Genomic DNA, 24,631 nt, shown 5'->3' with positions numbered 1-24,631 from the left:
GTACGCCGGGCGGTTGCGGGCGCCGAGGGTCGGGCGGCATCGGGCCGGGCACGGCTCATGCATTCCGGCGCATCAGGCCGGGCGCGACTCACAGAGGTCGGGCCGCAAGCCAGGGGTGTCAGGCCGGGTACGCCTCTTCGGGGTCCCGGGGGCCGAACAGGGCCGTGAGGCCCAGGTGGACCAGCAGTGCGGCCAGGGGCCAGGCCAGCAACGCGCCCTTCGCTCCCAGCTTCAGCGGGGCCGAGAAGGTGACGCCCTTGCCCACCGCCTTGGCGTGGGCTATGACGTCGGACTCGGGGCCGAGCCAGACGCCGAGCCGCCACGCCAGCAGGGAGCCCAGCAGCCCGCCGAGGCCCAGCGCGACCACGAGCGGCACGCCGCCACGCCGTCGCCATAGGAACACCACGACCGCGCTGACCAGGCCGAAGGCCAGCCCCAGCAGCGTGAACGTGCCGTCCACGCCGACCGCCTGCTCGCCCTCGGTGTCCTTGATGTAGACGACCCAGCTCTTGTCGACCTGGTCAGCGATCAGCGGCACGTGCGGCGCCAGCCACCACCACAGCAGCCCGAGCAGCACCCCGCCCAGGGTCACCGCCACGGTGACCACCGCGGCCTCCCGCACTTCGGTCTTCATACCGGGGCCGTCCTGTTCGTACATGCCCGCGAACGGGGCCGCGGCGGGCGGGGCCTGCCGGACCTGGTGCGCGGAGTCGTCGTGCGGCGGCGGAGGCGGAGTCAGCGGTGCGGTCACCCTGACATCGTGCCAGGTCGTGCCGTGAGCCGCGTCACCGGACGGCCGCCCTGCGGTACGCCCAGGCCGCCGCCGCCAGCGAGACCACTCCGACACCGGCGCACACCCCCAGATCAGCCAGGACGACGGCCCAGTCGGGGTGTGCCCCGAAGGTGCGCGCGTATGCCTCCACACCGTAGGTCGACGGCAGCAGGTCCCGGGCGAGACGGATGATCTCCGGCATCCGGTCGGCGGGCAGCACCCCCAGCAGCAGGGCCGCGGACATGCCGAGCTGCCCGAGCAGCGTGGCCAGCTCGGGCCGCGGGGCGAGCAGGCCGCAGGCGGCGCCGAGCCCGGCGAGCGCGGCCCCGGCGAGCGGGATCACGGCCAGCAGGATCCACAGGTTGGCCAGCGGCAGCCCGAACAGCAGGCAGCCGAAGACGGCGGTCACCAGCGTCCCCGGCACGGTGAAGGAGGCGTACGCCCCGGCCGCGCCCAGCACCACCGCCGCCGGCGGCACCGGCAGCGTGGCGTAGTGGTCGAGCCCGCCGCTGGCCCGCAGCTGCCCGAAGTACTGCGACAGCAGGTTCAGCGCCACGTAGGCGACGACCAGCACCGAGGACCCCGCGACCACGGACTGGGCCTCGCTGCCGCTGTCCACGACGCCCCGCATCATCACGGTGATGCCGACGGACTGGAAGGTCGCCACGAACAGCAGCGGGATACGGGCCACGCGGGCCCGGGAGAGCTGCGCCCGGTAGACGGCCACCAGCGACGGCCACAGCCGCGCGGGCGGACCGAGCTCGGCCGCGCCCGGGGCCGCGTCCGGAACGGCCCGGGCGCCGCCGGACAGGACCTCCGCGGGTACGACACTCACGACGCGCTGCTCCTCTTCCCTACGGCCCTGGCGCACACCCGTACGCATTCCGCGGCCCGCGCGCTCACGCCTTCACCAGCCCCTGCCGGGCGGCCCCGCCCAGGGACAGGTACACGTCCTCCAGGCTGGGCGTGGCGAGCGTGAAGTCGTCCAGGGCGGCGAAGGCGGCTCCGCCGGTGACCGTGGCGACCGCGGCCCGGGCCTCCTCGGGTGCGAGCCGCAGCGTCCAGCGCCGGCCGGACTCGGTGGCCCGCTCGCGCAGGCCGGCGACCTCGGGCACGTCCAGCGGCGCCCGCTCCCGCCACACCAGCTCCACCCGTACCTCGCCGGAGACCTGTTCCTTCAGGCCCGCGGGGCTGTCGCAGGCGATGACCCGGCCCTGGTCCAGGACGGCGACCCGGTCGAGCACGGTCTCCGCCTCGATGACGTTGTGGGTGACCAGCAGCACCGTCGTGCCGCGTTCGGCCCGCCGGCGGTCCACGGCCGCCCACACCGCGCGCCGGGCCACCGGGTCCATGCCGGTGGTCGGTTCGTCGAGGACGAGCAGCGGCCGTTCGCCGACGAGGGCCGCGGCGAAGCAGGCCAGCCGCCGTTGGCCGCCGGACAGCTTCTTCAGGGCGCGGCCCGCGATCGGGGTGAGTCCGAGTTCGTCGAGCACGGCGTCCCGCTCGGCGCGCGCCCGTCCCGCGTCCAGTCCGCGCAGCCGGCCGGTGGTCTCGGCGGCGAGCGAGACGGTCAGCTCGTCCAGGGCGGAGGACTCCTGCCCCAGGTAGGCGAGGATGCGGGAGGCCAGCCGGGGGTGCCTGACGATGTCGTGGCCGAGGATCTCGACGCTGCCCGCGTCCGGCCGCAGCAGCCCGGTGAGCTGGCGCACGAGGGTCGACTTGCCGGCGCCGTTCGGTCCGAGCAGCCCGAAGATCTCGCCGCGCCGCACCTCGAGTTCCACCCCGTCGGTGGCCCGCACCTCGGGCGTGCCCGGCGTCCCGCGCCACCCCTTCACGGGCGGATAGGTCTTGGTGAGCCCGCGCACGCGTACGACGTCGTCGTACCGAAGTGCCTGTGCCGCGTGCGTACTCACAAGTGACGAGACTACGGGGTCCGAGGCCTTTACTCGTCCTCGGGGGCGGCCACCGGGGTTCAGTCGGCGGCGGGCGCGTGCTGCTCGGTGGCCGCCGGGACGTCGACCTCGCGCCAGAAGCCCGCCCGGATGGCGTAACGGTCGTGCTCGTCGATCTGGTCGTCCTTGTGGGCGAGCAGGCCGAAGCGCGCGGCGTAGCGCAGCAGCTCGCCGTCGATGCGGTGCGGGATGCGCGGATACATCGTGGACAGCCGCTGCACGTGGTTCTGGTCGCCGAGCCGGGAGATCCAGCGGCGCGCGAAGACCTGGCCCACCTCGTACGGATCGCCGCCGACGGTGGTGATGTCCTCCTCCCGGTCGGCCCAGCGCTGCTCGGCGGTGGTGAGCTGGGCGAGGGTCGGCATGGAGGCGACCTCGGGCGGCTCGGCGACCGCTCCCGGCCGGTCCACCCAGCCCTTGTCGGAGGACCATCTGAGGGTCGCGGTGGTCGGGTGCTGCACGGCCTGCACGCCGGGTGCGCGCAGTGCGGCGAGGTCCTTGGGGGTGGGCACTCCCTTGGGTGCGGCCGCCCGGCCCTGGGTGCTGTGCTCGGCGGCGGCCGGCGGGTGGGCGCCCTCCTCGGCGGAGCGTTCGGCGCCGGCGGTGAGGGCGGAGTCCGGCAGCGGTGCGGAGAGGATCGCGGCGATCTCGGGGCGGGGCGCGGGCGGCGGGGCGCAGACGCCGGTCAGCTCCTTGGCGCGGACGGCCTGGGTGATCCAGGCCCGGTCCAGCACCCGCCGCTCGTCGGCCTCGGCGACCAGGTCCTCGGACTGGTTGTAGTCGCCGTCGGCGGCCTGCACGGCCCACAGGTGGACGGCGACGCCGTGCTCCTTGGCGGACATCATCCCGGGCAGCAGGTCGCCGTCGCCGGTGACCAGGACGATGTCGGAACAGGCGCGGTTGCGGGCCAGTTCGGTCAGCTCGGCGTGCATGGCGGCGTCCACGCCCTTCTGCGCCCAGCGTCCGTCGGTGCGGGTCAGCGCGCCCAGCCGGACGGTGACCCGGGGCATCACACGCAGCCGCCGGTGCTCCGGCTGCGGGACCCGGTCCGGGGCGCCGTCGAACCAGTAGATGCGCAGCAGCGGGCGCTCGGTCTCGGACTCCGCCCGTTCGCGCAGGGCCTGGATCAGCGCGGCGTGGTCGACGGTGATCCGGGACCGCGAGGGCTCACCCGCGAGGAGGCTGGCCGCGGCGCCCAGCAGATACCCGGCGTCCACCAGGACGATGCAACGGTCCACGCGACTCACCCTCTTCCCGGGAGGCTTTGCTTCGGACTTCCTTCGAGTCTGCCCGAACGGACGGGCGTTAACGGCCGGAACTCGATCTTCGGCGTGGCGTTTAGGGAGCCCGTTCGCCCACCTCCCCTGTCACACACGGTAATTATCCGACATGCGGCTGATGTCAGCGTATGTGAATCTGAACCCGGCCCTGGCCCCTAGATCCCCTTCAGGAGGCAGATCACCATGGCCAAGAACAAGAACCGCAAGCAGGGTGGCCCGCAGAACCGCGCTTCGCAGGCCGAGCACACGGCGGAGCGAGCTCAGCGTCCGGCGGCGGAGGAACCCGATACCTCCATGGCGGGCGTCGCGGGCAGCCCCTCCGATGCTTCCCGTAAGAAGCAGAAGAGCTTCGGTCACAACTAAAGGGCATGTGAAGCCCAGGCACACAGGAGGGGCGCACCCGCTGAGGGTGCGCCCCTTCGTCATCGGCGCGGCGTCGCGGCCCGCGTCGTGGCTCAGCCGGCCAGGCAGGACGGGCCGAGCAGCACCTTCAGGTCGCCGAAGAGCGCCGGATCGGGCTTGACCCGGTGCCGGTCCAGGCGCAGCACGGTGGTCTTGCGCGGGCCCTGGAGCTTGATCCGGACCTCGCTGTCGCCCTTGTGGTGGCTGAGGATCTCGCCGAGGCGGCTGACCATGGGCGGAGTGACCCTGGTCGCCGGGATGGTGAGGATCACCGGCGCGTTGGTGCCCGCGTTGGACAGGTCCGGGACCATCAGCTCCATGGCGACGAGCCGGGGCACGTCCTCGCGCTTGTCGAGGCGGCCCTTGACGAACACCACGGCGTCCTCGACCAGTTGGGTCGACACCAGCTGGTAGGTGGCGGGGAAGAACATGCACTCGATGGAGCCTGCGAGGTCCTCCACCGTGGCGATCGCCCAGGCGTTGCCCTGCTTGGTCATCTTGCGCTGCAGGCCCGAGATGATGCCGCCGATGGTGACGACCGCGCCGTCGGCGTGCTCGCCGCCGGTGAGCTGGGAGATGCCCGCGTCGGCCTTGTCGGACAGCACGTGCTCCAGGCCGAAGAGCGGGTGGTCTGAGACGTACAGCCCCAGCATCTCCCGCTCCTGGGCGAGCAGATAGGTCTTGTCCCACTCGTCCTCGGTGAACTGCACGTCGAGTCCGAAGCCGGGTTCGCTGCTGGTCTCCTCGCCCATGCCGCCGAAGAGGTCGAACTGGCCCTCGGCCTCCTTGCGCTTGACCGCGACCACGTTGTCGATCATCGGCTCGAAGTGCGCGGTGAGGCCCTTGCGGGTGTGCCCCAGGGTGTCGAACGCGCCCGCCTTGATCAGCGACTCCGTGGTGCGCTTGTTGCACGCGACCGCGTCGACCTTGTCGAGGTAGTCGGGGAACGAGGCGTACTTCCCCTTGGCCTTGCGGCTCTTGATGATCGACTCGACCACGTTGGTGCCGACGTTGCGCACGGCTTCGAGGCCGAAGAGGATCACGTCGTCGCCCTGGGCGGCGAAGTTGTGCACCGACTCGTTGACGTTCGGCGGGAGCACCTTGATGCCCATGCGGCGGCACTCGTTGAGGTAGACGGCCGACTTGTCCTTGTCGTCCTTGACCGAGGTGAGCAGTCCGGCCATGTACTCGGCGGGGTGGTTCGCCTTCAGGTACGCGGTCCAGTACGAGACCAGCCCGTACGCGGCGGAGTGCGCCTTGTTGAAGGCGTAGCCGGCGAACGGGACCAGCACGTCCCACAGCGCCTGGATCGCCTCGTCGCTGTAGCCGTTCTTCTTGGCGCCGGCCTGGAAGATGGTGAAGTTCTTCGCCAGCTCGTCGGGCTTCTTCTTGCCCATCACGCGGCGGAGGATGTCGGCCTCGCCGAGCGAGTACCCGGCGATGATCTGGGCGGCCTTCTGCACCTGCTCCTGGTAGACGATCAGGCCGTAGGTGACGGCCAGGACCTCTTCGAGCGGCTCCTCGAGCTCCTTGTGGATCGGGGTGATCTCCTGGAGCCCGTTCTTGCGGAGCGCGTAGTTGGTGTGCGAGTCCATGCCCATCGGGCCGGGACGGTAGAGCGCGGAGACGGCGGAGATGTCCTCGAAGTTGTCGGGCTTCATCAGGCGCAGCAGGGAGCGCATGGGGCCGCCGTCGAACTGGAAGACGCCGAGGGTCTCGCCGCGCTGGAGGAGTTCGAAGGTCTTCGGATCGTCGAGCGGCAGGGACAGCAGGTCGAGGTCGATCCCCTTGTTGGACTTCACCATCTTGACGGCGTCGTCCATGATCGTCAGGTTGCGCAGGCCCAGGAAGTCCATCTTCAGCAGGCCGAGCGACTCGCACTGCGGGTAGTCCCACTGCGTGATGGTCACGCCGTCCGTGTGCCGCACCCAGATGGGGGCGTGGTCGACGATGGGCTCGCTGGACATGATCACGCCGGCCGCGTGCACGCCCATCTGCCGGACCAGGCCCTCGACGCCCTTGGCGGTGTCGATGACCTTCTTGACGTCCGGCTCGTTCTCGTACATCGAGCGGATCTCGCCCGCCTCGTTGTAGCGCGGGTGCGAGGGGTTGGTGATGCCGTCGAGGTCGATGCCTTTGCCGAGGACGTCGGCGGGCATGGCCTTGGTGAGCCGGTCGCCCATGGCGTACGGGTAGCCCAGCACGCGCGCGGAGTCCTTGATGGCGTTCTTCGCCTTGATCTTGCCGTAGGTGCCGATCATGGCGACCTTGTCGGCGCCGTACTTCTCGGTCACGTACCTGATCACCTCGACGCGCCTGCGCTCGTCGAAGTCGATGTCGACATCGGGCATGGAGACGCGCTCGGGGTTGAGGAACCGCTCGAAGATCAGTCCGTGCGGGATGGGGTCGAGGTCGGTGATGCCCATGGCGTAGGCGACGATCGAGCCGGCCGCCGAGCCGCGCCCGGGGCCGACGGCGATGCCGTTCTTCTTCGCCCACATGATGAAGTCGGCGACCACGAGGAAGTAGCCCGGGAACCCCATCTGGATGATGACGTCCATCTCGTACTCGACCTGCTTCTGGCGGTCCTCGGGGATGCCGCCGGGGAAGCGCCGCTCCATGCCGCGGCGGACCTCCTCCTTGAACCAGGTGACCTCGGTGTAGCCGTCCGGGATGTCGAACTTCGGCATGAGGTTCTTCGCCTCGAACATGCCGGTGGTGTCGATCTGCTCGGCCACCAGCAGGGTGTTGCGGCAGCCCTCCTGCCAGGCGTCCGAGGAGTCGATGGCGTACATCTCGTCCGTGGACTTCAGGTAGTAGCCGGTGCCGTCGAACTTGAAGCGGTCCGGGTCGGAGAGGTTCTTCCCGGTCTGGATGCACAGCAGCGCGTCGTGGGCGGCCGCCTCGTGCGCGTAGGTGTAGTGCGAGTCGTTGGTGACCAGCGGGGGGATGCCGAGCTTCTTGCCGATCTCCAGGAGACCGTCGCGGACCCGGTGCTCGATCTCGATGCCGTGGTCCATCAGCTCCAGGAAGTAGCGGTCCTTGCCGAAGATGTCCTGGTAGTCGGCGGCCGCCTTCAGGGCCTCGTCGAACTGGCCGAGGCGCAGACGGGTCTGCAGCTCGCCGGAGGGGCAGCCGGTGGAGGCGATCAGCCCCTCGGACCACTGGGAGATCGTCTCCTTGTCCATCCGGGGCCACTTCTGCAGCCAGCCCTCGGCGTACGCGTCCGAGGAGAGCCGGAAGAGGTTGTGCAGGCCCGTCGAGTTCGCCGCCCAGATCGTCTTATGGGTGTAACCGCCGGAACCGGAGACGTCGTCCCGCTTCTGGTGCGGCTGGCCCCACTGGATCTTGCGCTTGTTGCGCCGGGACTCGGGCGCGACATACGCCTCGATGCCGATGATCGGGGTGACTCCGGCCTTCTTCGCGGAATGGAAGAAGTCGTACGCCCCGTGCAGGTTGCCGTGGTCGGACATGGCGATGTGCGTCATGCCCATCTCGTTGCACGCGTTGAACATGTCCTTGAGCCGCGCGGCACCGTCCAGCAGCGAGTACTGGGTGTGGACGTGCAGGTGCGTGAAGGGCGGCTTCGACACGGTATGGCCTCCAACGGAAAACACGGCGACGGGCTGGCGGACGGTCGGGGGGTCAGCGTCGAAGTCTATGCCCGGGCACTGACACACGAGGGGCATCCCCCGCGTACCTTCGTGCGGGAACCGGGCACTCCCGCGTGGCGTCGCCCGTTGAAGACGGCGGAGACGCCGTCGTTCCCCGTACGCACATCCACGCACCACCGTCCCGCACCAGGAGGCACTTCGCGATGCCGGTCCCCGAGCTCAACGACGAGCAGCGCGGCGAGGAGATCCTCGCCGTCTTCGACACCGCCTTCGGCCGGCTCCTGGCCGCCGACCCGGCCGCGTTCCGGGTGAAGTTCCGGAAGATGGCGGCCTCGGCCTTCGCGTTCTACCGGGGCACGGCGTGCCTCTTCTACCACGATCTCGACGCGGAGAAGCGCGGCGGCCCGTACCTGGACGACCGCACCTCGCGCGTCTGGATCCACGGCGATCTGCACGCGGAGAACTTCGGCACCTACATGGACTCCAACGGGCGCCTGGTCTTCAACGTCAACGACTTCGACGAGGCCTACGTCGGCCCGTTCACCTGGGACCTCAAGCGCTTCGCCGCCTCCGTCGCGCTCGTCGGCTACGCGAAGGCGCTCAGCGACGAGCAGATCACCGAGCTGGTGACGATCTACGCCGAGGCCTACCGGGAGCGCATCCACGCCCTGGCCACGGGCGCCAAGAGCGACGAGGTGCCGCCGTTCACGCTGGACACCGCGCAGGGCCCGCTGCTGGACGCGCTGCGCGACGCCCGCTCGCTCACCCGCTTCGGGCTGCTGGAGTCGATGACGGAGATCCGCGACTTCGAACGCCGGTTCGCGCCGGGCGGCGGCTCGATCGAGCTGGACGCCGCCACCCGCTACAAGGTGCTGGCCGCCTTCGACGGCTATCTGGAGACGCTGCCGGAGACCTCGCTGGCCCGCCCGGACTCCTACCGGGTGAAGGACGTCGTGGGGCGCCGGGGCATCGGCATCGGCTCGGCGGGCCTGCCCTCGTACAACATCCTGCTGGAGGGGCACAGCGACGCCCTCGAGAACGATGTCGTGATCTACATCAAGCAGGCCCAGACCCCGGCGGTCTCCCGGCACATCACCGACCCGGCGATCGCGGAGTACTTCCAGCACGAGGGGCACCGCACGGTGATCTCCCAGCGCGCCCTGCAGGCGCACGCCGACCCGTGGCTGGGCTGGACCGAGCTGGACGGCGCGGGGCAGCTGGTGGCCGAGGTGTCGCCGTACGCGGTCGACCTGGACTGGGGCGACATCGACGACCCGGAGGAGATCGCGGCCGTCGTCGCCGACCTGGGCCGGGCCACGGCGACGATGCACGCGGCGGCGGACGACACCTCCGGCGAGTCGCTGGTGCCGTTCTCGACCGAGCGGGCCATCGACGCGGCCCTCGCGGCCGACGAGGAGGGCTTCGCGCCGCTCCTGGTGGACTTCGCGCACGGCTACGGCGCACGCGCGCGTGCCGACCATCAGATCTTCCTCGACCTGTTCCGCAACGGCCGCATCCCGGGGCTGTGACCTTCGGGACTCACAGGCGTCCTTTAGGAGTCCCTTACCGGCGTACGTGCCAGACTCTGTAGTCACCATGGACATCTCCGGGACTCAGCTCAGAGCCGTACGCGCGGCGCTGTTCACGGCAGTGGTCGTGACGCTCAGCACCGCGTCGCACGTTCTGCTGTCCAGGGCCCCGCTGCCGGCGGCGACCGTGTGCGCGGTCGCCGTCGCGGTGTTCGCCACGGCGTACGCGCTGGCGGGCAGCGAGCGCGGCTTCGGCCGGATCGCGGCCCTGCTGATCCCGCTGGAGCTGGCCGCCGACACGGTGTTCACCACCGGCCAGCAGTCCTGCTACGGCAGGGCGGGCGGCCCGGTCGCGGGTCCCCTGCACGCGTTCGGTTTCGACGTGCTGTGCGGGGGCGGCAGCGTGGGCACGCCGCTGGCCCAGGTCACCGGCGCGCCCGGCCGTGGCGCCGTGGTCCCGCTCGCGGACGCCGGCCCGGCCGCCGCCTGGCTGCTGCTCGCCGCGCACCTCGGCGTGGGGCTGCTGGCCGCCGCCTGGCTGCGCCGGGGCGAGCGGGCGCTGGCCCAGCTGCTGGGCGCGGTCACGGCCACCACCTTCCGTCCGCTCCTGCTGCTGGCGGCGGCAGCGGGCGCCGTATCGCTGCCGCCGGCCCGCCGGCTGCCGCGCCCGGCCCCCTGGCCGGCCGTCGCCCGCGACCGGCTCCTCACGCACTCCCTGGGACGGCGTGGACCGCCGTGCTGCCGCGCCCTCGCCCTCGTCTGAGCGGCGACCGCTGAGCACGACCAGTCCCCCGCACGTATCCCGCGTACGACGTGTGCGCGTCCCACATGGAGATCATCACTATGAGCAAGCGGAACAGCCAGTCGGCGAAGACTGCGGCCCGGGAGCGGCTGCGCCAGGAGCGCGAGCGGCAGGCCAGGCGCGACAAGGCCAGGCGGCAGATCATCGTGGCCGGCTCGGTCGTGGCCGTACTGGCCGCCGCGGGCGGCATCGGCTACGCCGTCGTCCAGGCCAACAAGCCCGGCTACTGGGAGGGTCTGAAGGACGCCTCCAGTGTCGCCGCCCCGGCCAACACCACGGGCGCCAAGGGCACCACGGTCGTCATCGGCAAGGACACCGCGAAGAAGACCCTGAAGGTCTACGAGGACCCGCGCTGCCCGGTGTGCGCCCAGTTCGAGCAGACGGTCGGCTCGACGGTGAAGAAGGACGTCGACGGCGGCAAGTACAAGATCCAGTTCGTGGGCGCCACGTTCATCGACGCCCACGACAACGGCGTGGGCTCCAAGAACGCGCTGAGCGCGCTCGGCGCCGCGCTCAACGTCAGCCCGGAGGCGTTCCTCGAGTACAAGGGCGCCCTCTACTCGGCGAAGTTCCACCCGGACGAGCAGACCGACAAGTTCAAGAGCGACGACTACCTCATCAAGATCGCCGACACCGTCCCCGCGCTCAAGAACAACGCCAAGTTCCAGAACGCGGTCAAGAAGGGCACGTACGACGCCTGGGCGATGGCGATGTCCAAGTCCTTCGACGACAACAAGGACGGCGTGTCCGGCACGCCGAGCTTCGTCATGGACGGCAAGAAGCTGACCGCCGACAGCCAGGGCAACCCGCCCATGACGGTGGCCGACTACAACCGGGTGCTGGACGCGGCCCTCAAGGGCTGACCCTCCGTCAGAAACGGAGCACCGCGTGAAGAGCGGGCGAACTTTCGGAGTTCGCCCGCTCTCGCGCATACCGATCAGTAACCTGATCGGTCGTGACCAGTCGATACAGATCATCCGAGGCACACCAAGGCCTCAACTCCCTTTCGCCCCGCCGCCGTACGGTCGTCAAGGCCGCGGCGGCGACGGCTGTGCTGGCCGGCCCGCTCGCCGCCACCCTTCCGGCGCGCGCTGCCGACCAGGCCCCCGCCTTCCTGCACGGCGTCGCCTCCGGCGACCCGCTGCCCGACGGCATCCTGCTGTGGACCCGGGTGACGCCGGTGCCCGAGGCGACTCCCGGCTCCGGGGTCGGCCCGGACACCGAGGTCGGCTGGGTCGTCGCCCGGGACAAGGCGCTCACCGACGTCGTCGCCAAGGGCTCGACCACCGCCACCGCGGCGGCCGACCACACCGTCAAGGCCGACATCCGCGGCCTGGCCCCGGCCACCGACTACTGGTTCCGCTTCACCGCCGGCGGCACCGACTCCCCGGTGGCGCGTACCCGCACCGCGCCGGCGGCGGACGCCGCGGTGTCCTCCCTGCGCTTCGGCGTGGTCTCCTGCGCCAACTGGGAGGCGGGCTACTTCGCCGCCTACCGCCACCTCGCGGCCCGCGGCGACCTGGACGCCTGGCTGCATCTCGGCGACTACATCTACGAGTACAAGTCCGGCGAGTACGCGGCCCGGGGCAAGGTCGTACGGCCGCACGCGCCGGCGAACGAGATCCTCACCCTCGCCGACTACCGGATCCGGCACGCCAAGTACAAGACCGACCCCGACCTGCAGGCCCTGCACGTGAAGGCGCCGGTCATCGCGATCTGGGACGACCACGAGTTCGCCGACAACGCCTGGTCCGGCGGCGCCGTGAACCACACCGAGGGCGCCGAGGGCGCCTGGTCGGCCCGTCAGGCCGCCGCCAAGCAGGCCTACTTCGAGTGGATGCCGGTCCGCCCCGCCATCGCCGGCACCACCTACCGGCGGCTGCGCTTCGGAAAGCTCGCCGACCTCTCCCTGCTGGACCTGCGCTCCTTCCGCTCCCAGCAGGCGGCCACGGCCAGCGGCTCGGTGGACGACCCGGACCGTACGCTCACCGGCCGCGCGCAGCTCGACTGGCTCAAGGCGGGCCTGAAGGCCTCCGACACCAGGTGGCGGCTGGTCGGCAACTCCGTGATGATCTCGCCGTTCGCCGTCGGCTCGCTCTCCGCGGACCTGCTCAAGCCGCTCGCCAAGCTGCTGGGCCTGCCGCAGGAGGGCATCGCCGTCAACACCGACCAGTGGGACGGCTACACCGACGACCGGCGCGAACTCCTCGCCCATCTGCGCTCGAACGCCATCGGCAACACCGTCTTCCTGACCGGTGACATCCACATGGCGTGGGCGAACGACGTGCCGGTGGACGCGGGCACCTACCCGCTGTCGGCGTCGGCGGCCACCGAGTTCGTGGTCACGTCGGTCACCTCCGACAACCTCGACGACATCGTGAAGGTGCCCGAGGGCGCCGTCTCGGCCGTCGCCTCACCGGTCATCAGGGCCGCCAACCGGCACGTCCACTGGGTGGACACCGACCGGCACGGCTACGGCGTGCTCGACATCACCGCCGACCGCGCGCAGATGGACTACTACGTCCTGTCCGACCGCACCGACGCGAACGCGACCTCCGCCTGGGTGCGTTCGTACCGCACCCGCAGCGGGACGCAGAAGGTCGAGCGCACCTACGACCCGGTGTAGCCGTCCGCCCGCTGCACGGCTACAGACTGTCGAGGAAGCCGAGCGCCACCCGCCAGGTGGCCTCGGCGGCCTCCTCGTCGTAGTCCGGCAGGCCGGGGTCGGTGTAGACGTGACCGGCCCCGGCGTACCGGTAGACCTCCACGTCCGCGCCCGCCCGGCCCATCTGCAGGTACCAGGCGCTCAGCCAGTCGTCCGTCTCGAACGGGTCCGGCTCGGCCACGTGCAGCTGCACCGGCAGCTCGTCCACCCGCGCGTTCGGCGCGATGTCCGAGGTGCCGTGCAGGAGCAGCAGGCCTCGCGCCCGCTCGTCGCCGAGGGCCAGCGTCTGGGCGACGGACGCGCCGAGCGAGAACCCGGCGTAGACGAGACCGCGCTCGGAGTACGGCGCCGCCGCCAGCACGGCCCGCTTCAGCAGCTCGTCCTTGCCGATCCGCTCCTTGAACTCCATGCCCTCCTCGACCGTCTCGAACGTGCGCCCCTCGAAGAGGTCCGGCGTCCACACCTCGTGGCCCGCCGCGCGCAGCCGGTCCGCGGCCTCGCGCACCGCCGGCCTGAGCCCGTAGGTCGAGTGAAAAAGCATGATGTTCATGGGGCCATGGTGCCAGCCGGGCGGTACGGGACCGGAACCGCCGTACCCAGATGCGTGCCGAACTCACATGTTCATCCGCGCCGACCACCGGTTAGGAGCGGAGGCATGGAGAACGTACTCCGCCCCCTGATCGTGATCGGCAGCTCCGTCCTGCTCACTCTCGTCATCGGCTGGGCCACGGACCGGCTGCTGTGCAAGGCCGACGCCCGCAACCCCGAGACCCCGCTGTGGGGTCTGTTGCGGCGCGGCCGCATCCCCTACCAGCTGGTCCTCTGCGCCGCCCTGCTCAGAGGCTCCTACGACCAGGCCGAACTGCTGGAGCAGCACCGGGCCGGCATCGGCCGGACGCTGACGCTGGTCCTCATCGGGTCCGCCGCCTGGCTGGTGATCCGGATCGCGGCGGCGATCGTCGAGACCTCGTACAGCCGCTACGCACGCGTCCACCGGGACGCGGCCCGGGTGCGCCGGGTGCGCACCCAGGTGGAGCTGATCATGCGGGTGGTCTCGGCGATCGTCATCGTCGTGGCCGCCGCCTCGATGCTGCTGACGTTCCCGGCGATGCGCGCGGCCGGCGCCTCGCTGCTGGCCTCCGCCGGCATCCTCGGCATCGTCGCCGGTGTGGCCGCCCAGTCGACCCTGTCCAACATGTTCGCCGGGCTGCAGATCGCCTTCGGCGACATGGTGCGGATCGGCGACACGGTCGTCGTGAACGGGGAGTGGGGCACGGTCGAGGAGATCACCCTCACCTTCCTGACGGTGCGGACCTGGGACGAGCGGCGGATCACGATGCCGGTGTCGTACTTCACGTCCAACCCGTTCGAGAACTGGTCGCGGGGCACCCCGCAGATGACGGGCATCGTCTTCTGGCACCTGGACCACAGCGCGCCGATCGAGGCGATGCGCGAGAAGCTCCGCGACATCCTGCGCGAGTGCCCGGCCTGGGACGGCCGCGCCTACAACCTGGTGGTGACCGACACCACGCCGAACACCATCCAGGTGCGCGCCCTGGTCACCGCAAAGGACGCGGACGACATCTGGACGGTACGGGTCGCGGTGCGCGAGCAGATGATCACCTGGCTGTCCGCCGAGCACCCCTACGCGCTTCCCCGGGTCAACACCTCGGACGCGGTCCTCGCCCCGAACCGCATCCCGTCCCCGGACCGCGCGACGCTCCGCAAGGCCTACGAGTTCCCGCGCACCGGCCGGGGCTGAACCGGTGCCCGCCGCCGGCCGGCGGCGGCTCGCCCCTTACCGCTGCCGCCCCGCCGGACGTTCCGTCCGGCGGGGCGGCAGCGGTCAGCGCAGGCTCCGCACGTCGAGGTGGCGCAGCACCCGGTCCACGATCTCCGGATCGGCGCCGGGCTCGCTGCGCGCCGCCAGCACCTCGTGCCGCGCGGCGCTCAGCATCTCGCCCTGGATCCGCCGCACCCGCTTCAGCCGCCGCGCCCGCTGGTGATGCGCCTCCCGGCGGTCCTCCTCGCCCATGTCCGGGCTGATGCGGATGCCGATGTCGAAGGCCCGGCGCAGCATCTGCTCGGAGAGCTCCTCGGGCAGCTCCTCCACCTGCTCGATCTCCCGCAGCCTGCGCTTGGCGGCCTTGGCGGCCCGCACCGCCAGCTCCTTCTCGAACTCCGACTCCCGCTCGGAGTCGGCCTGCACCCCCAGCCGCCGCACCAGCCACGGCAGCGTCAGGCCCTGCAGCACCAGTGTGACGATGATGACCCCGAAGGCGATGAACACGAGCTCGTCCCGGTCCGGGAACGGCTTGCCGGCGTCGGTCTTGAGCGGGATGGCCAGCACCAGGGCCACCGAGGCCACCCCGCGCATCCCCGACCACCACATGACGACGGTCTCCCGCCAGCTCACGGGGATCTCCTCCTCGATGTCCCGCCGGGCGTGCAGCCGCTTGGTCAGCCAGGTGGCGGGCAGCAGCCACAGCAGCCGTACGACCACCACCACGCCCGCGATCGCCGCCGCCCAGCCGAGGAGTTCGCCCCACCGCCCGGACGCCGTCCGGATGGCGTTGTGCAGCTCGAGCCCGATCAGCCCGAAGGCGACGCCGGTGACGAGCGTGTCGATGATGTCCCAGAAGGTGTGCCCGGCCAGCCGGGTCAGCACGTCGTCGGCGTCGGTGGCGTACTCGGAGAGGAAGAGCGCGGTGGTGAGCACGGCGAGCACCCCGGAACCGTGCAGTTCCTCGGCGAGCACGTAGGAGGCGAAGGGCACCAGCAGGGTGAGCCCGATCTGCAGCGTGGGGTCGCCGAGCCAGTCCATCAGCTTGTTCGCGAACCAGCCCAGCGCCAGCCCGACGACGACCGCGACCACGGCGGACAGCACCAGGTCGAGTCCGGCGTCCCAGGCGGAGAACTCGCCGCTCACGGCGGCGGCGACGGCCACGTGGTACAGCACGATGGCCGTCACGTCGTTGAAGAGCCCCTCGCCCTCCAGGATCGACACCAGGCGGCGCGGCAGTCCGAGCTGCCCGGCGACGGCGGTGGCGGCGACCGGGTCCGGCGGGGCGATCAGCGCGCCCAGCACCACGGCGGCGGCGATGGGCAGCCCGGGCACGATGGTGTGGGCGACCGCGGCCACGCAGAACGTCGTCACGAAGACCAGGGCGACGGCCAGCAGGAAGATCGGCCGCTTGTTCGCCGTGAACTGCCGCCAGGAGGTGCGGCGTACGGCGGCGTAGAGCAGCGGCGGCAGCAGTGCGGGCAGGATCAGCTCGGGCGGGAACTCCACGTTGGGCACGAAGTCGGCCACCGCGAGGACGCCGCCGAGCAGGGTCATCAGCACCGGCGCCGGCACCCCGAACCGGTTCCCGACGGGAACGCTCAGCAGGGCCCCGAGCAGCACCACGAACAACAGGGCCAGCTGGTCCACGGCAAGCGCTCCGGGAGTCGACGATCACACGGCAGGTCTCCAGCCTGCCACGACGCTCGCGCCCCGGCCGTACCGGAGGGTCTACAGGACGCGCCGCATGGCCCGGTGCGGGATCCCCGCGTCCGGGAACTCCGGGCCGTACGCCTCGTACCCGAGACGCTCGTAGAAACCCAGGGCGTGGGTCTGCGCGTGCAGGTCCACCGCGGCCAGGCCGCGCGCGCGTGCCGCCTCCTCGACGGCCCGCACCAGGGCCGCGCCGACGCCGAGACCGCGCGCCGGACGGGCGACGGCGAGCCGGCCGAGGGAGCCGACCGTGGCGTCGCCGCCGGTCTTGGCGGCGGCTGCCTCGCCGTGCAGCAGGCGTCCGGTGCCGAGCGGCACGCCGTCCTCGCGGACCGCGAGGACATGGACGGCCACGGCGTCGTAGGCGTCGTACTCGATGTCCTGGTCGACGCCCTGCTCGACGACGAACACCTCCTTGCGCACCGCGAAGCAGGCTTCCCGGTCGGCGGGGTCCTCCGCGACCCGGACGGTGTAGGGCGTGCTCACGCGTACGTCTCCTCGCGTACCTGGTCGAGGGCGTGCTGCAGGTCCTCGGGGTAGTCGCAGCCGAACTCCACCCACCGTCCGTCACCGGGGTGCTCGAAGCCGAGCCGCACGGCGTGCAGCCACTGGCGGGTCAGGCCCAGCCGCTTGGCGAGCGTCGGGTCCGCGCCGTAGGTCAGGTCGCCGACGCAGGGATGGCGGTGGGCCGACATGTGGACGCGGATCTGGTGGGTGCGGCCGGTCTCCAGCTTCACGTCGAGCAGGGAGGCGGCGCGGAAGGCCTCGATGAGGTCGTAGTGGGTCACCGAGGGCTTGCCGTCGGCGGTCACCGCCCACTTGTAGTCGTGGTTGGGGTGGCGGCCGATCGGGGCGTCGATCGTGCCGCTGGTCGGGTCCGGGTGGCCCTGCACGAGGGTGTGGTAGCGCTTGTCGACCGTGCGCTCCTTGAACTGGCGCTTGAGCGACGTGTACGCGTACTCGGACTTCGCGACCACCATCAGGCCGGACGTGCCGACGTCCAGGCGGTGCACAATGCCCTGGCGCTCGGCGGCGCCGGAGGTGGAGATCCGGTAGCCGGCGGCGGCGAGACCGCCGATGACGGTCGGGCCGCTCCAGCCCGGCGAGGGGTGCGCGGCCACGCCGACCGGCTTGACGATCACGACCACGTCGTCGTCGTCGTGCACGATCTCCATGCCCTCGACCGGCTCGGCGACCACCTGCACGGGCGCGGGCGCCTGCGGCATCTCGACCTCGAGCCAGGCGCCGCCGTGGACCCGCTCGGACTTGCCGACCACCGTGCCGTCGACCTGCACCTTGCCTGCCCCGGCGAGTTCCGCCGCCTTCGTACGGGAGAAGCCGAACATGCGGGAGATGGCGGCGTCGACGCGCTCGCCCTCCAGGCCGTCGGGCACGGGCAGGGTACGGATCTCGGGAATCGTGCTCACCCGTCGAGTATGCCGGACGGCTCCGCCGGCCCCGACCGGGCCTGTGGACAACGGCCCCGCGCGAGGACCGGTCCCAGTGAAGCGGTCTCAGTCCTTGTGCACGGTGCCGTCCGGGTCCAGACCGCGGAACGACAGCAGCACGATCAGGATGCCGCCGCACACGATCGCCGAGTCGGCCAGGTTGAACACCGCGAAGCCCTTGGGCGCGATGAAGTCCACCACCTCGCCCTGGAAGACGCCGGGCGCCCGGAAGACGCGGTCGGTGAGGTTGCCGAGCGCACCGCCGAGCAGCAGGCCGAGGGCGATCGCCCAGGGCAGGCTGTAGAGCTTGCGGGCGAGGCGGACGATCACCACGATGACCGCGGCCGCGATCAGCGTGAAGATGATCGTGAAGGCGGCCCCGAAGCCGAAGGCCGCGCCCGGGTTGCGGATGGCGTGCAGCTCCAGCCAGTCCCCCACCACCTGGATCGGCGCGTGGTGCTCCAGCTTCGCCACCACCAGCATCTTGCTGACCAGGTCGAGGGCGTAGGCGAACACGGCCACCGCGAACAGCACGGCGATCCGGCGCCCGCGTCCGCTCCGCTGCCCCGCCGGCGCCGTCCGCTCGCCGGTCGCGGGGGTGCCGGACGCACCGGACCCGGCGGGTGCCTCGGCCGCCGCCGTGTGCTCGCCGCTGTCGTCCGGGGTGTCCGGCGTACCGATGACGCGCTCCGCCTCTGCCACGTGAGTCCCTCAACCTAGGTGCCTGACTGAGGACGAGACTACGGCACGCCCCCGCCGGCCCCGGCGCTCAGGAGCGGCGTTCCTGTTTCTGCTTGCACTCCACGCAGAGGGTGGCCCTCGGGAACGCCTGCATCCGGGCCTTGCCGATGGGATTGCCGCAGTTCTCGCACAGTCCGTAGGTGCCCGCGTCCAGCCGTTCCAGGGCGTGCTCGTTCTGCGTCAGCATCTCGCGCGCGTTGGCGGCCAGCGCCATCTCGTGCTCGCGCGTGATGTTCTTTGTGCCGGTGTCGGCCTGGTCGTCGCCCGCGCCGTCGCCGGAGTCGCGCATCAGGCCGACGAGGGCGCTCTCGGACGTGCTGATCTCGGTGCGCAGCCGGTCCACCTCGGACGACAGTTCGGCGCGGGCTTCGGCGACCTCCTCAGGGGTCCAGGGGTCCTCGCCGGGGCGCACCGCGAGATCGCCGGGTTCCGCCGCGGCGAGCCGCGCCTTCGGAACGGCGCTCTGCTTCGCCGCGGCCGTGCCAGGAGTCTTCTTCGCAACCACTGTCGTGGCTCCCGTCTGCTTCGCGGCCCGCGCCGCACCCGCCTTCTTGGCCGTGCTCTTGCCGGCCGCCTCCGAGGAGGGGCCCTCGGCGGCCGTCCGCTCAGGAACGGCCTCTTTCCCGCCCGCCTTTCCACCGGCCACCGCGTGCGCGGCCGCTCTCCCGCCGGCCGTCTTCCCGGCGGCGTCCTTCCCGGCCACCGCGTGCGCGGCCGCCTTCCGGTCACCCGTCTTCTCGGCGGCCGCGTCTTGCCCGGCCGCCCCCTCGACGGCTGATCCCTTCCCTCCCGCGCCCTTCCCCACCACTTTCCCGGCGTCCGCCTTCTCGCCGGCCACGGCGTGCGCGGCCGCCTTCCCACCGGCGGCCTCCTTCGGGGCCTTCCCGTTGCCCGCACCGTGCCCCCGAGCCGACCCCCCGTCCTCCCCGGCCACATCGGCCGAGGCCCTGCCCCTCGCGGCCGCCTCCCCGCCCCTCGCACGCTTCCGAGCCGACCTCCCGCCGGCACCGTCCGCAGAAGCCGCTTCCTTGGCCACCGCGTGCTTCCGCGCCGACCCACCGCCCGCCGAGTCCTCCCCGGCCACACCCCCGGCAGCCGTGCGCTTCAGGGCTGCCTCCTTGGCCGCCGTGCGCTTCCGGGCCGCCCGCGACCCGGCCACGTCCGCCGGAGCCGTGTCCTCGGGGGCTTTCTTCGCCATCGCGTCCTTGGCCGCCGTGCGCTTGCGGGCCGGCTTCTTCCCGGCCGGTTCGTCGGACGCGGCCTTCGTCGGCGTGGCCGACCGGTCCGGTCGGCCCGCGCTCCTGCTCCCGGCGCTCGTCGCCTTCGCGTTCGTCGTCTTCGCGCTCGCCTTGTCCACGGCTGCCTTCTCGCCGGCCGTCTCCTTGCCCGCTGCCTCCTTGGCAGCACCGGCAGGCTTCCTGACCGCCGCCTTCTTCGTGGCGGCGACCTCCTGAGCGGTCCCCTCCGCGGAGGCGCCTCCCTTGGCGCCCCCCGTCCGCGCCGCGGTCTTCCTGACCGCCGTTCCAGCGACGCCGTCCTCGGCGGCCGCGCCCTCGGCCGCCGACCTCGCGGCCGCCTTCCCCGCCTGCGTCGCTTCGGCCGACGCCCTCCCGGCCGAGGCCCTGCCGACGGAAGCCTTCCCGGCCGACGTCTCCTTCGTTGCCTTCCCAGCCGACGTCCTTCCGGCCGACGCCCGTGTCGCCCCGGCTGGAGCAGCCCCGGCCGAGGACTTCCGCCGGGACGTCGTCCCAGCCGGGGCCCCAGCCGGCGCCCGGCTCCCGGTGGACGCGCCGTGCTTCGCCCCGTCGCCGCCGCGTGCCGCGGCGGCTGCCCGCTCCGGGGACGCCGGTGTTCCGGCGGGTGTCGCCGGGTGGTGTCTCTTCGCGGTGGCCGCCGGGGCACGGGCCGTCCTCCTGCCGCCGGCTCCCTCGGACCCGCCGCCGGAGGCGGCCGCGCCACTGGAGCGGCCGGACGCCGGCTGCTGTACGGCGGTCTTCTTCGCCACCATGGCCGCGGCCCCTTCACATATTGTGATCTTGCTCGCGAATCGTGCTGGGACGATAAATCGACTTGAGTCCCGCGGCAACGGGGCACACCGCCCGATTCGCCCGCCCGCATCCCCCGAGCAGCGGACCTGCAACCGTTGTGCCCAGCTCCCCGCCGGGTAATCCGCGAAGCGGAACGCGCCACGGCGCGAGCGCCTCCCCCTCGCCATTCGGGTCATCCCGCCCACTCCCTCCGCGCCCGCCCACGCGGCCTGCCCACGCGCGCGGGAAAAGCGGTCGGCCGCTGTCCGCGCGGAGCCGTACACTGGGCGGAGCGAGAAGCATGGATGGGGACGAGTAGCGGCGTACGCAGCGCAGAGCGACCCGGGGACGGTGTGAGCCCGGGGGCGAGCGCGACGTGAAGATCACCCCGGAGCCGCCGGAGGAAAGCCGTGGCAGCCGCCACGGCGAGTAGAACCGGCTTCGCGACCCCAATGAGGGGGCTCACCGGCGCGGACGGCGCGGCGGGGGGCCAAGGAGGGTGGTACCGCGGGAGCGCGCCGCACACGGCGTGGACAGGAAAGAGCTCTCGTCCCTCCGACGGAAGGCAGCAAGTCCGTTGGAGGATGCTCGCAGATGACAGCGCCGACGTACCGCCAGGTGCCCGCCCAGGTCGACCTGCCCGCGCTTGAGCACGCCGTGCTCGACTTCTGGCGCGAGCAGAAGATCTTCGCCAAGAGCCTGGAGCAGTCCGAGGGACGCCCCGAGTGGGTGTTCTACGAGGGCCCGCCCACCGCGAACGGCATGCCCGGCGCCCACCACATCGAGGCCCGCGTCTTCAAGGACGTCTTCCCGCGCTTCCGCACCATGCGCGGCTACCACGTGGCCCGCAAGGCCGGCTGGGACTGCCACGGCCTCCCGGTGGAGCTGGCCGTCGAGAAGGAGCTCGGCTTCTCCGGCAAGCAGGACATCGAGGCGTACGGCATCGCCGAGTTCAACGCCAGGTGCCGTGAGTCGGTCACCCGGCACACGGACGCCTTCGAGGAGCTCACGACCCGCATGGGTTACTGGGCCGACCTCCAGGACCCGTACCGCACGATGGACCCCGAGTACATCGAGTCCGTGTGGTGGTCGCTGAAGGAGATCTTCGACAAGGGCCTGCTGGTCCAGGACCACCGCGTGGCCCCCTGGTGCCCGCGCTGCGGCACCGGCCTGTCCGACCACGAGCTCGCGCAGGGCTACGAGACGGTCGTGGACCCGTCCGTGTACGTCCGCTTCCCGCTCACCTCCGGTCCGCTGGCCGGCGAGGCCGCGCTCCTGGTGTGGACGACGACCCCCTGGACCCTGGTGTCCAACACCGCGGTCGCCGCACACCCCGAGGTCACCTACGTCGTCGCCACCGACGGCCAGGAGAAGATCGTCGTCGCCGAGCCGCTCGTCGCCAAGGCGCTCGGCGAGGGCTGGGAGACCACCGGCCAGTCCTTCACCGGCGCCGAGATGGAGCGCTGGACGTACCGGCGCCCCTTCGAGCTCGTGGAGTTCACCGAGCCGGCGCACTACGTGGTGAACGCCGAGTACGTGACCACCGAGGACGGTACGGGTCTGGTCCACCAGTCCCCCGCGTTCGGTGAGGACGACCTCAAGGTCTGCCGCTCCTACGGCCTGCCCGTGGTCAACCCGGTCCGCCCGGACGGCACCTTCGAGGAGGACGTCCCGCTCGTCGGCGGCGTCTTCTTCAAGAAGGCCGACGAGAAGCTCACCGAGGACCTCCAGCAGCGCGGCCTGCTCTTCCGCCACCTGCCGTACGAGCACAGCTACCCGCACTGCTGGCGCTGCCACACCGCGCTGCTGTACTACGCGCAGCCGTCCTGGTACATCCGCACCACCGCGATCAAGGACCGGCTGCTCCAGGAGAACGAGAAGACGAACTGGTTCCCGGACACGGTCAAGCACGGCCGGTACGGCGACTGGCTGAACAACAACATCGACTGGGCGCTGTCCCGCAACCGCTACTGGGGCACCCCGCTGCCCATCTGGCGCTGCGAGGAGGGACACCTCACCTGCGTCGGCTCGCGCACGGAGCTGTCCGAGCTGACCGGCGCCGACCAGTCGAACCTCGACCCGCATCGCCCCTACATCGACGACGTCACCTTCGCCTGCCGTCACGACGGCTGCGGCCTGACGGCCACGCGCGTGCCGGAGGTCATCGACGCCTGGTACGACTCGGGTTCGATGCCGTTCGCGCAGTGGGGCTACCCGTACAAGAACAAGGAGCTGTTCGAGGCCCGCTACCCGGCGCAGTTCATCTGCGAGGCCATCGACCAGACCCGCGGCTGGTTCTACACGCTGATGGCCGTCGGCACGCTGGTGTTCGACAAGTCGTCGTACGAGAACGTCGTCTGCCTCGGCCACATCCTCGCCGAGGACGGCCGCAAGATGTCCAAGCACCTGGGCAACATCCTGCAGCCGATCCCGCTCATGGACCAGCACGGCGCGGACGCGGTGCGCTGGTTCATGGCGGCCGGCGGCTCTCCGTGGGCGGCCCGCCGGGTAGGCCACGGCACCATCCAGGAGGTCGTGCGCAAGACGCTGCTCACGTACTGGAACACGGTCGCCTTCCAGGCCCTGTACGCCCGCACGTCCGAGTGGGCGCCGTCCGCCGCCGACCCGGCCCCGGCCGAGCGCCCGCTGCTCGACCGCTGGCTGCTGTCCGAACTGCACGCGCTGACCGACCAGGTGACGCAGTCCCTGGAGGCGTACGACACCCAGCGCGCCGGCAAGCTGCTGTCCGCGTTCGTGGACGACCTGTCGAACTGGTACGTCCGCCGTTCGCGCCGCCGCTTCTGGCAGGGCGACAAGGCCGCGCTGCGCACGCTGCACGAGGTGCTGGAGACGGTCACCAAGCTGATGGCGCCCATCACCCCGTTCATCACCGAGCGGGTGTGGCAGGACCTGGTGGTGCCGGTGAGCCCGGGCGCCCCCGAGTCGGTGCACCTGGCGACCTGGCCCGAGGCGGACCTGTCCGCGATCGACCCGGAGCTGTCGAGGCAGATGGTCCTGGTCCGCCGCCTGGTGGAGCTGGGCCGTGCCACGCGCGCGGAGTCGGGCGTCAAGACCCGCCAGCCGCTGTCCCGGGCGCTGATCGCCGCCACCGGCTTCGAGACCCTGGACCGCGAACTGCACGCGCAGATCACCGAGGAGCTGAACGTCTCCTCGCTGGCGTCCCTCTCCGAGGTCGGCGGCTCGCTGGTCGACACGACGGCCAAGGCCAACTTCCGCGCCCTGGGCAAGCGGTTCGGCAAGCGGGTGCAGGACGTGGCCAAGGCGATCGCGAACGCGGACGCGGCCGCGCTGTCCCTCGCCCTGCGCTCGGGCACCGCGTCGGTCGAGGTCGACGGGGAGACGGTCACGCTGGCCCCGGACGAGGTGATCATCACGGAGACCCCGCGCGAGGGCTGGTCGGTGGCCTCCGATTCCGGTGCCACGGTGGCGCTCGACCTGGAGATCACCGAGGAGCTGCGGCAGGCGGGCCTGGCCCGTGACGCGATCCGGCTGATCCAGGAGGCCCGCAAGAACAGCGGCCTCGACGTCGCCGACCGGATCGCGCTGCGCTGGACCTCCACCGATCCGGCGGTCCTGGCGGCACTCTCGGAGCACGCCGGTCTGATCGCCGAGGAGGTCCTGGCGACCGACTTCGCCCAGGGCGAGGCCGACTCCGGCTACGGCGAGCCGTTCACGGACGAGGGCCTGTCCCTCACCTTCCGGCTCCGCAAGGCGTAGCCGCGGGAGAAGTACGAAGGCCCGGCCCCCGTCGCGGGGGCCGGGCCTTCGGCGTCACCGGCCGCTCCCGACACCGGCACGGGTGCGTCAACACGCGTAACACACGGGTGCGTCAACACGCGTAAAAAGGGCGGGCCCCCGGACCGAAGTCCGAGGGCCCGCCCT

Annotated in this window: 19 protein-coding genes; 8 read left to right on the top strand and 11 right to left on the bottom strand. The window is 71.6% G+C overall.

Features of this window, described 5'->3' with window-relative positions:
* Positions 1–118: 118 nt before the first annotated feature.
* The 4 genes from ACFYU0_RS24815 to ACFYU0_RS24800 form a co-directional block, all read right to left on the bottom strand.
* The gene (locus tag ACFYU0_RS24815) at positions 119–751 is read right to left on the bottom strand and encodes an AAA family ATPase (protein ID WP_351670455.1); all 633 of its coding nucleotides are present in this window, start codon (positions 749–751) and stop codon (positions 119–121) included.
* A 34-nt stretch (positions 752–785) separates the two neighbouring features.
* Positions 786–1,607 (bottom strand): ABC transporter permease, encoded by an 822-nt coding sequence (locus tag ACFYU0_RS24810; RefSeq protein ID WP_351670458.1) that lies wholly within the window; start codon positions 1,605–1,607, stop codon positions 786–788.
* Positions 1,608–1,671: 64 nt separating this feature from the next.
* Positions 1,672–2,685: an ABC transporter ATP-binding protein gene (locus ACFYU0_RS24805; protein ID WP_389304229.1), complete on the bottom strand. Its 1,014-nt coding sequence runs from the start codon at positions 2,683–2,685 to the stop codon at positions 1,672–1,674.
* Positions 2,686–2,744: 59 nt separating this feature from the next.
* Entirely contained in the window at positions 2,745–3,962 is a 1,218-nt protein-coding gene (locus tag ACFYU0_RS24800; protein ID WP_389304227.1) for an NYN domain-containing protein, read from the bottom strand.
* A gap of 225 nt (positions 3,963–4,187) precedes the next feature.
* Here ACFYU0_RS24800 and ACFYU0_RS24795 point away from each other — a divergent pair, with 225 nt between their 5' ends.
* Positions 4,188–4,367, top strand: a complete 180-nt coding sequence (locus ACFYU0_RS24795; RefSeq protein ID WP_351670466.1) for a hypothetical protein — start codon at positions 4,188–4,190, stop codon at positions 4,365–4,367.
* 92 nt (positions 4,368–4,459) lie between these two features.
* On the opposite strand, the gene dnaE is transcribed toward ACFYU0_RS24795, so the two are convergent.
* Positions 4,460–7,999 (bottom strand): DNA polymerase III subunit alpha, encoded by a 3,540-nt coding sequence (gene dnaE, locus ACFYU0_RS24790; protein ID WP_351670469.1) that lies wholly within the window; start codon positions 7,997–7,999, stop codon positions 4,460–4,462.
* A 224-nt stretch (positions 8,000–8,223) separates the two neighbouring features.
* Here dnaE and ACFYU0_RS24785 point away from each other — a divergent pair, with 224 nt between their 5' ends.
* From ACFYU0_RS24785 to ACFYU0_RS24770, 4 genes are all read left to right on the top strand, one after another.
* Positions 8,224–9,549, top strand: a complete 1,326-nt coding sequence (locus tag ACFYU0_RS24785) for a DUF2252 domain-containing protein (RefSeq protein ID WP_351670472.1) — start codon at positions 8,224–8,226, stop codon at positions 9,547–9,549.
* 67 nt (positions 9,550–9,616) lie between these two features.
* A complete protein-coding gene (locus ACFYU0_RS24780; protein WP_351670565.1) occupies positions 9,617–10,312 on the top strand; it encodes a hypothetical protein in 696 nt (231 codons plus the stop codon).
* Positions 10,313–10,392: 80 nt separating this feature from the next.
* Complete coding sequence (locus tag ACFYU0_RS24775) at positions 10,393–11,214, top strand: thioredoxin domain-containing protein (RefSeq protein WP_351670475.1); 822 nt, start codon at positions 10,393–10,395, stop codon at positions 11,212–11,214.
* A gap of 92 nt (positions 11,215–11,306) precedes the next feature.
* A complete protein-coding gene (locus tag ACFYU0_RS24770) occupies positions 11,307–12,977 on the top strand; it encodes an alkaline phosphatase D family protein (protein ID WP_389304224.1) in 1,671 nt (556 codons plus the stop codon).
* A gap of 19 nt (positions 12,978–12,996) precedes the next feature.
* Here the strand turns inward: ACFYU0_RS24770 and ACFYU0_RS24765 are convergent, their stop codons facing one another.
* The gene (locus tag ACFYU0_RS24765) at positions 12,997–13,566 is read right to left on the bottom strand and encodes a dienelactone hydrolase family protein (RefSeq protein WP_351670481.1); all 570 of its coding nucleotides are present in this window, start codon (positions 13,564–13,566) and stop codon (positions 12,997–12,999) included.
* A gap of 105 nt (positions 13,567–13,671) precedes the next feature.
* On the opposite strand from ACFYU0_RS24765, the gene ACFYU0_RS24760 reads away from it, so the two are divergent.
* Positions 13,672–14,778, top strand: a complete 1,107-nt coding sequence (locus ACFYU0_RS24760; protein ID WP_389304222.1) for a mechanosensitive ion channel family protein — start codon at positions 13,672–13,674, stop codon at positions 14,776–14,778.
* An 84-nt stretch (positions 14,779–14,862) separates the two neighbouring features.
* Here the strand turns inward: ACFYU0_RS24760 and ACFYU0_RS24755 are convergent, their stop codons facing one another.
* From ACFYU0_RS24755 to ACFYU0_RS24735, 5 genes are all read right to left on the bottom strand, one after another.
* A complete protein-coding gene (locus ACFYU0_RS24755; RefSeq protein ID WP_389304220.1) occupies positions 14,863–16,449 on the bottom strand; it encodes a Na+/H+ antiporter in 1,587 nt (528 codons plus the stop codon).
* A gap of 81 nt (positions 16,450–16,530) precedes the next feature.
* A complete protein-coding gene (locus ACFYU0_RS24750; RefSeq protein WP_351670490.1) occupies positions 16,531–16,998 on the bottom strand; it encodes a GNAT family N-acetyltransferase in 468 nt (155 codons plus the stop codon).
* Positions 16,995–17,939, bottom strand: coding sequence for an RluA family pseudouridine synthase (locus ACFYU0_RS24745; RefSeq protein WP_351670493.1), 945 nt, complete (start codon positions 17,937–17,939; stop codon positions 16,995–16,997). The genes ACFYU0_RS24750 and ACFYU0_RS24745 overlap by 4 nt, the downstream gene beginning before the upstream one ends.
* Positions 17,940–18,026: 87 nt before the next feature.
* Positions 18,027–18,662 (bottom strand): signal peptidase II, encoded by a 636-nt coding sequence (lspA, locus tag ACFYU0_RS24740; protein WP_351670496.1) that lies wholly within the window; start codon positions 18,660–18,662, stop codon positions 18,027–18,029.
* 67 nt (positions 18,663–18,729) lie between these two features.
* Entirely contained in the window at positions 18,730–19,539 is an 810-nt protein-coding gene (locus ACFYU0_RS24735; RefSeq protein WP_389304217.1) for a TraR/DksA C4-type zinc finger protein, read from the bottom strand.
* A gap of 190 nt (positions 19,540–19,729) precedes the next feature.
* On the opposite strand from ACFYU0_RS24735, the gene ACFYU0_RS24730 reads away from it, so the two are divergent.
* Both ACFYU0_RS24730 and ileS read left to right on the top strand, forming a co-directional pair.
* On the top strand, positions 19,730–20,155 hold the full coding sequence (locus ACFYU0_RS24730) for a hypothetical protein (protein ID WP_389304215.1): 426 nt from the start codon (positions 19,730–19,732) through the stop codon (positions 20,153–20,155).
* Between the two features lie 1,167 nt (positions 20,156–21,322).
* Positions 21,323–24,466: an isoleucine--tRNA ligase gene (ileS, locus tag ACFYU0_RS24725; protein ID WP_389304213.1), complete on the top strand. Its 3,144-nt coding sequence runs from the start codon at positions 21,323–21,325 to the stop codon at positions 24,464–24,466.
* Positions 24,467–24,631 lie beyond the last annotated feature (165 nt).

Source organism: Streptomyces sp. NPDC003720, assembly GCF_042875075.1.
In the GTDB taxonomy this organism is placed as follows: Bacteria; Actinomycetota; Actinomycetes; order Streptomycetales; family Streptomycetaceae; genus Streptomyces.
This window is presented reverse-complemented; position numbering and strand designations above follow the sequence as displayed.

Coding starts and splice junctions, on each gene's coding strand:
- ACFYU0_RS24760 (WP_389304222.1), top strand. CDS start 13,672: ATGGAGAACGTACTCCGCCCCCTGATCGTGATCGGCAGCTCCGTCCTG.
- ACFYU0_RS24780 (WP_351670565.1), top strand. CDS start 9,617: ATGGACATCTCCGGGACTCAGCTCAGAGCCGTACGCGCGGCGCTGTTC.
- ACFYU0_RS24775 (WP_351670475.1), top strand. CDS start 10,393: ATGAGCAAGCGGAACAGCCAGTCGGCGAAGACTGCGGCCCGGGAGCGG.
- ileS (WP_389304213.1), top strand. CDS start 21,323: ATGACAGCGCCGACGTACCGCCAGGTGCCCGCCCAGGTCGACCTGCCC.
- ACFYU0_RS24785 (WP_351670472.1), top strand. CDS start 8,224: ATGCCGGTCCCCGAGCTCAACGACGAGCAGCGCGGCGAGGAGATCCTC.
- ACFYU0_RS24795 (WP_351670466.1), top strand. CDS start 4,188: ATGGCCAAGAACAAGAACCGCAAGCAGGGTGGCCCGCAGAACCGCGCT.
- ACFYU0_RS24765 (WP_351670481.1), bottom strand. CDS start 13,566: ATGAACATCATGCTTTTTCACTCGACCTACGGGCTCAGGCCGGCGGTG.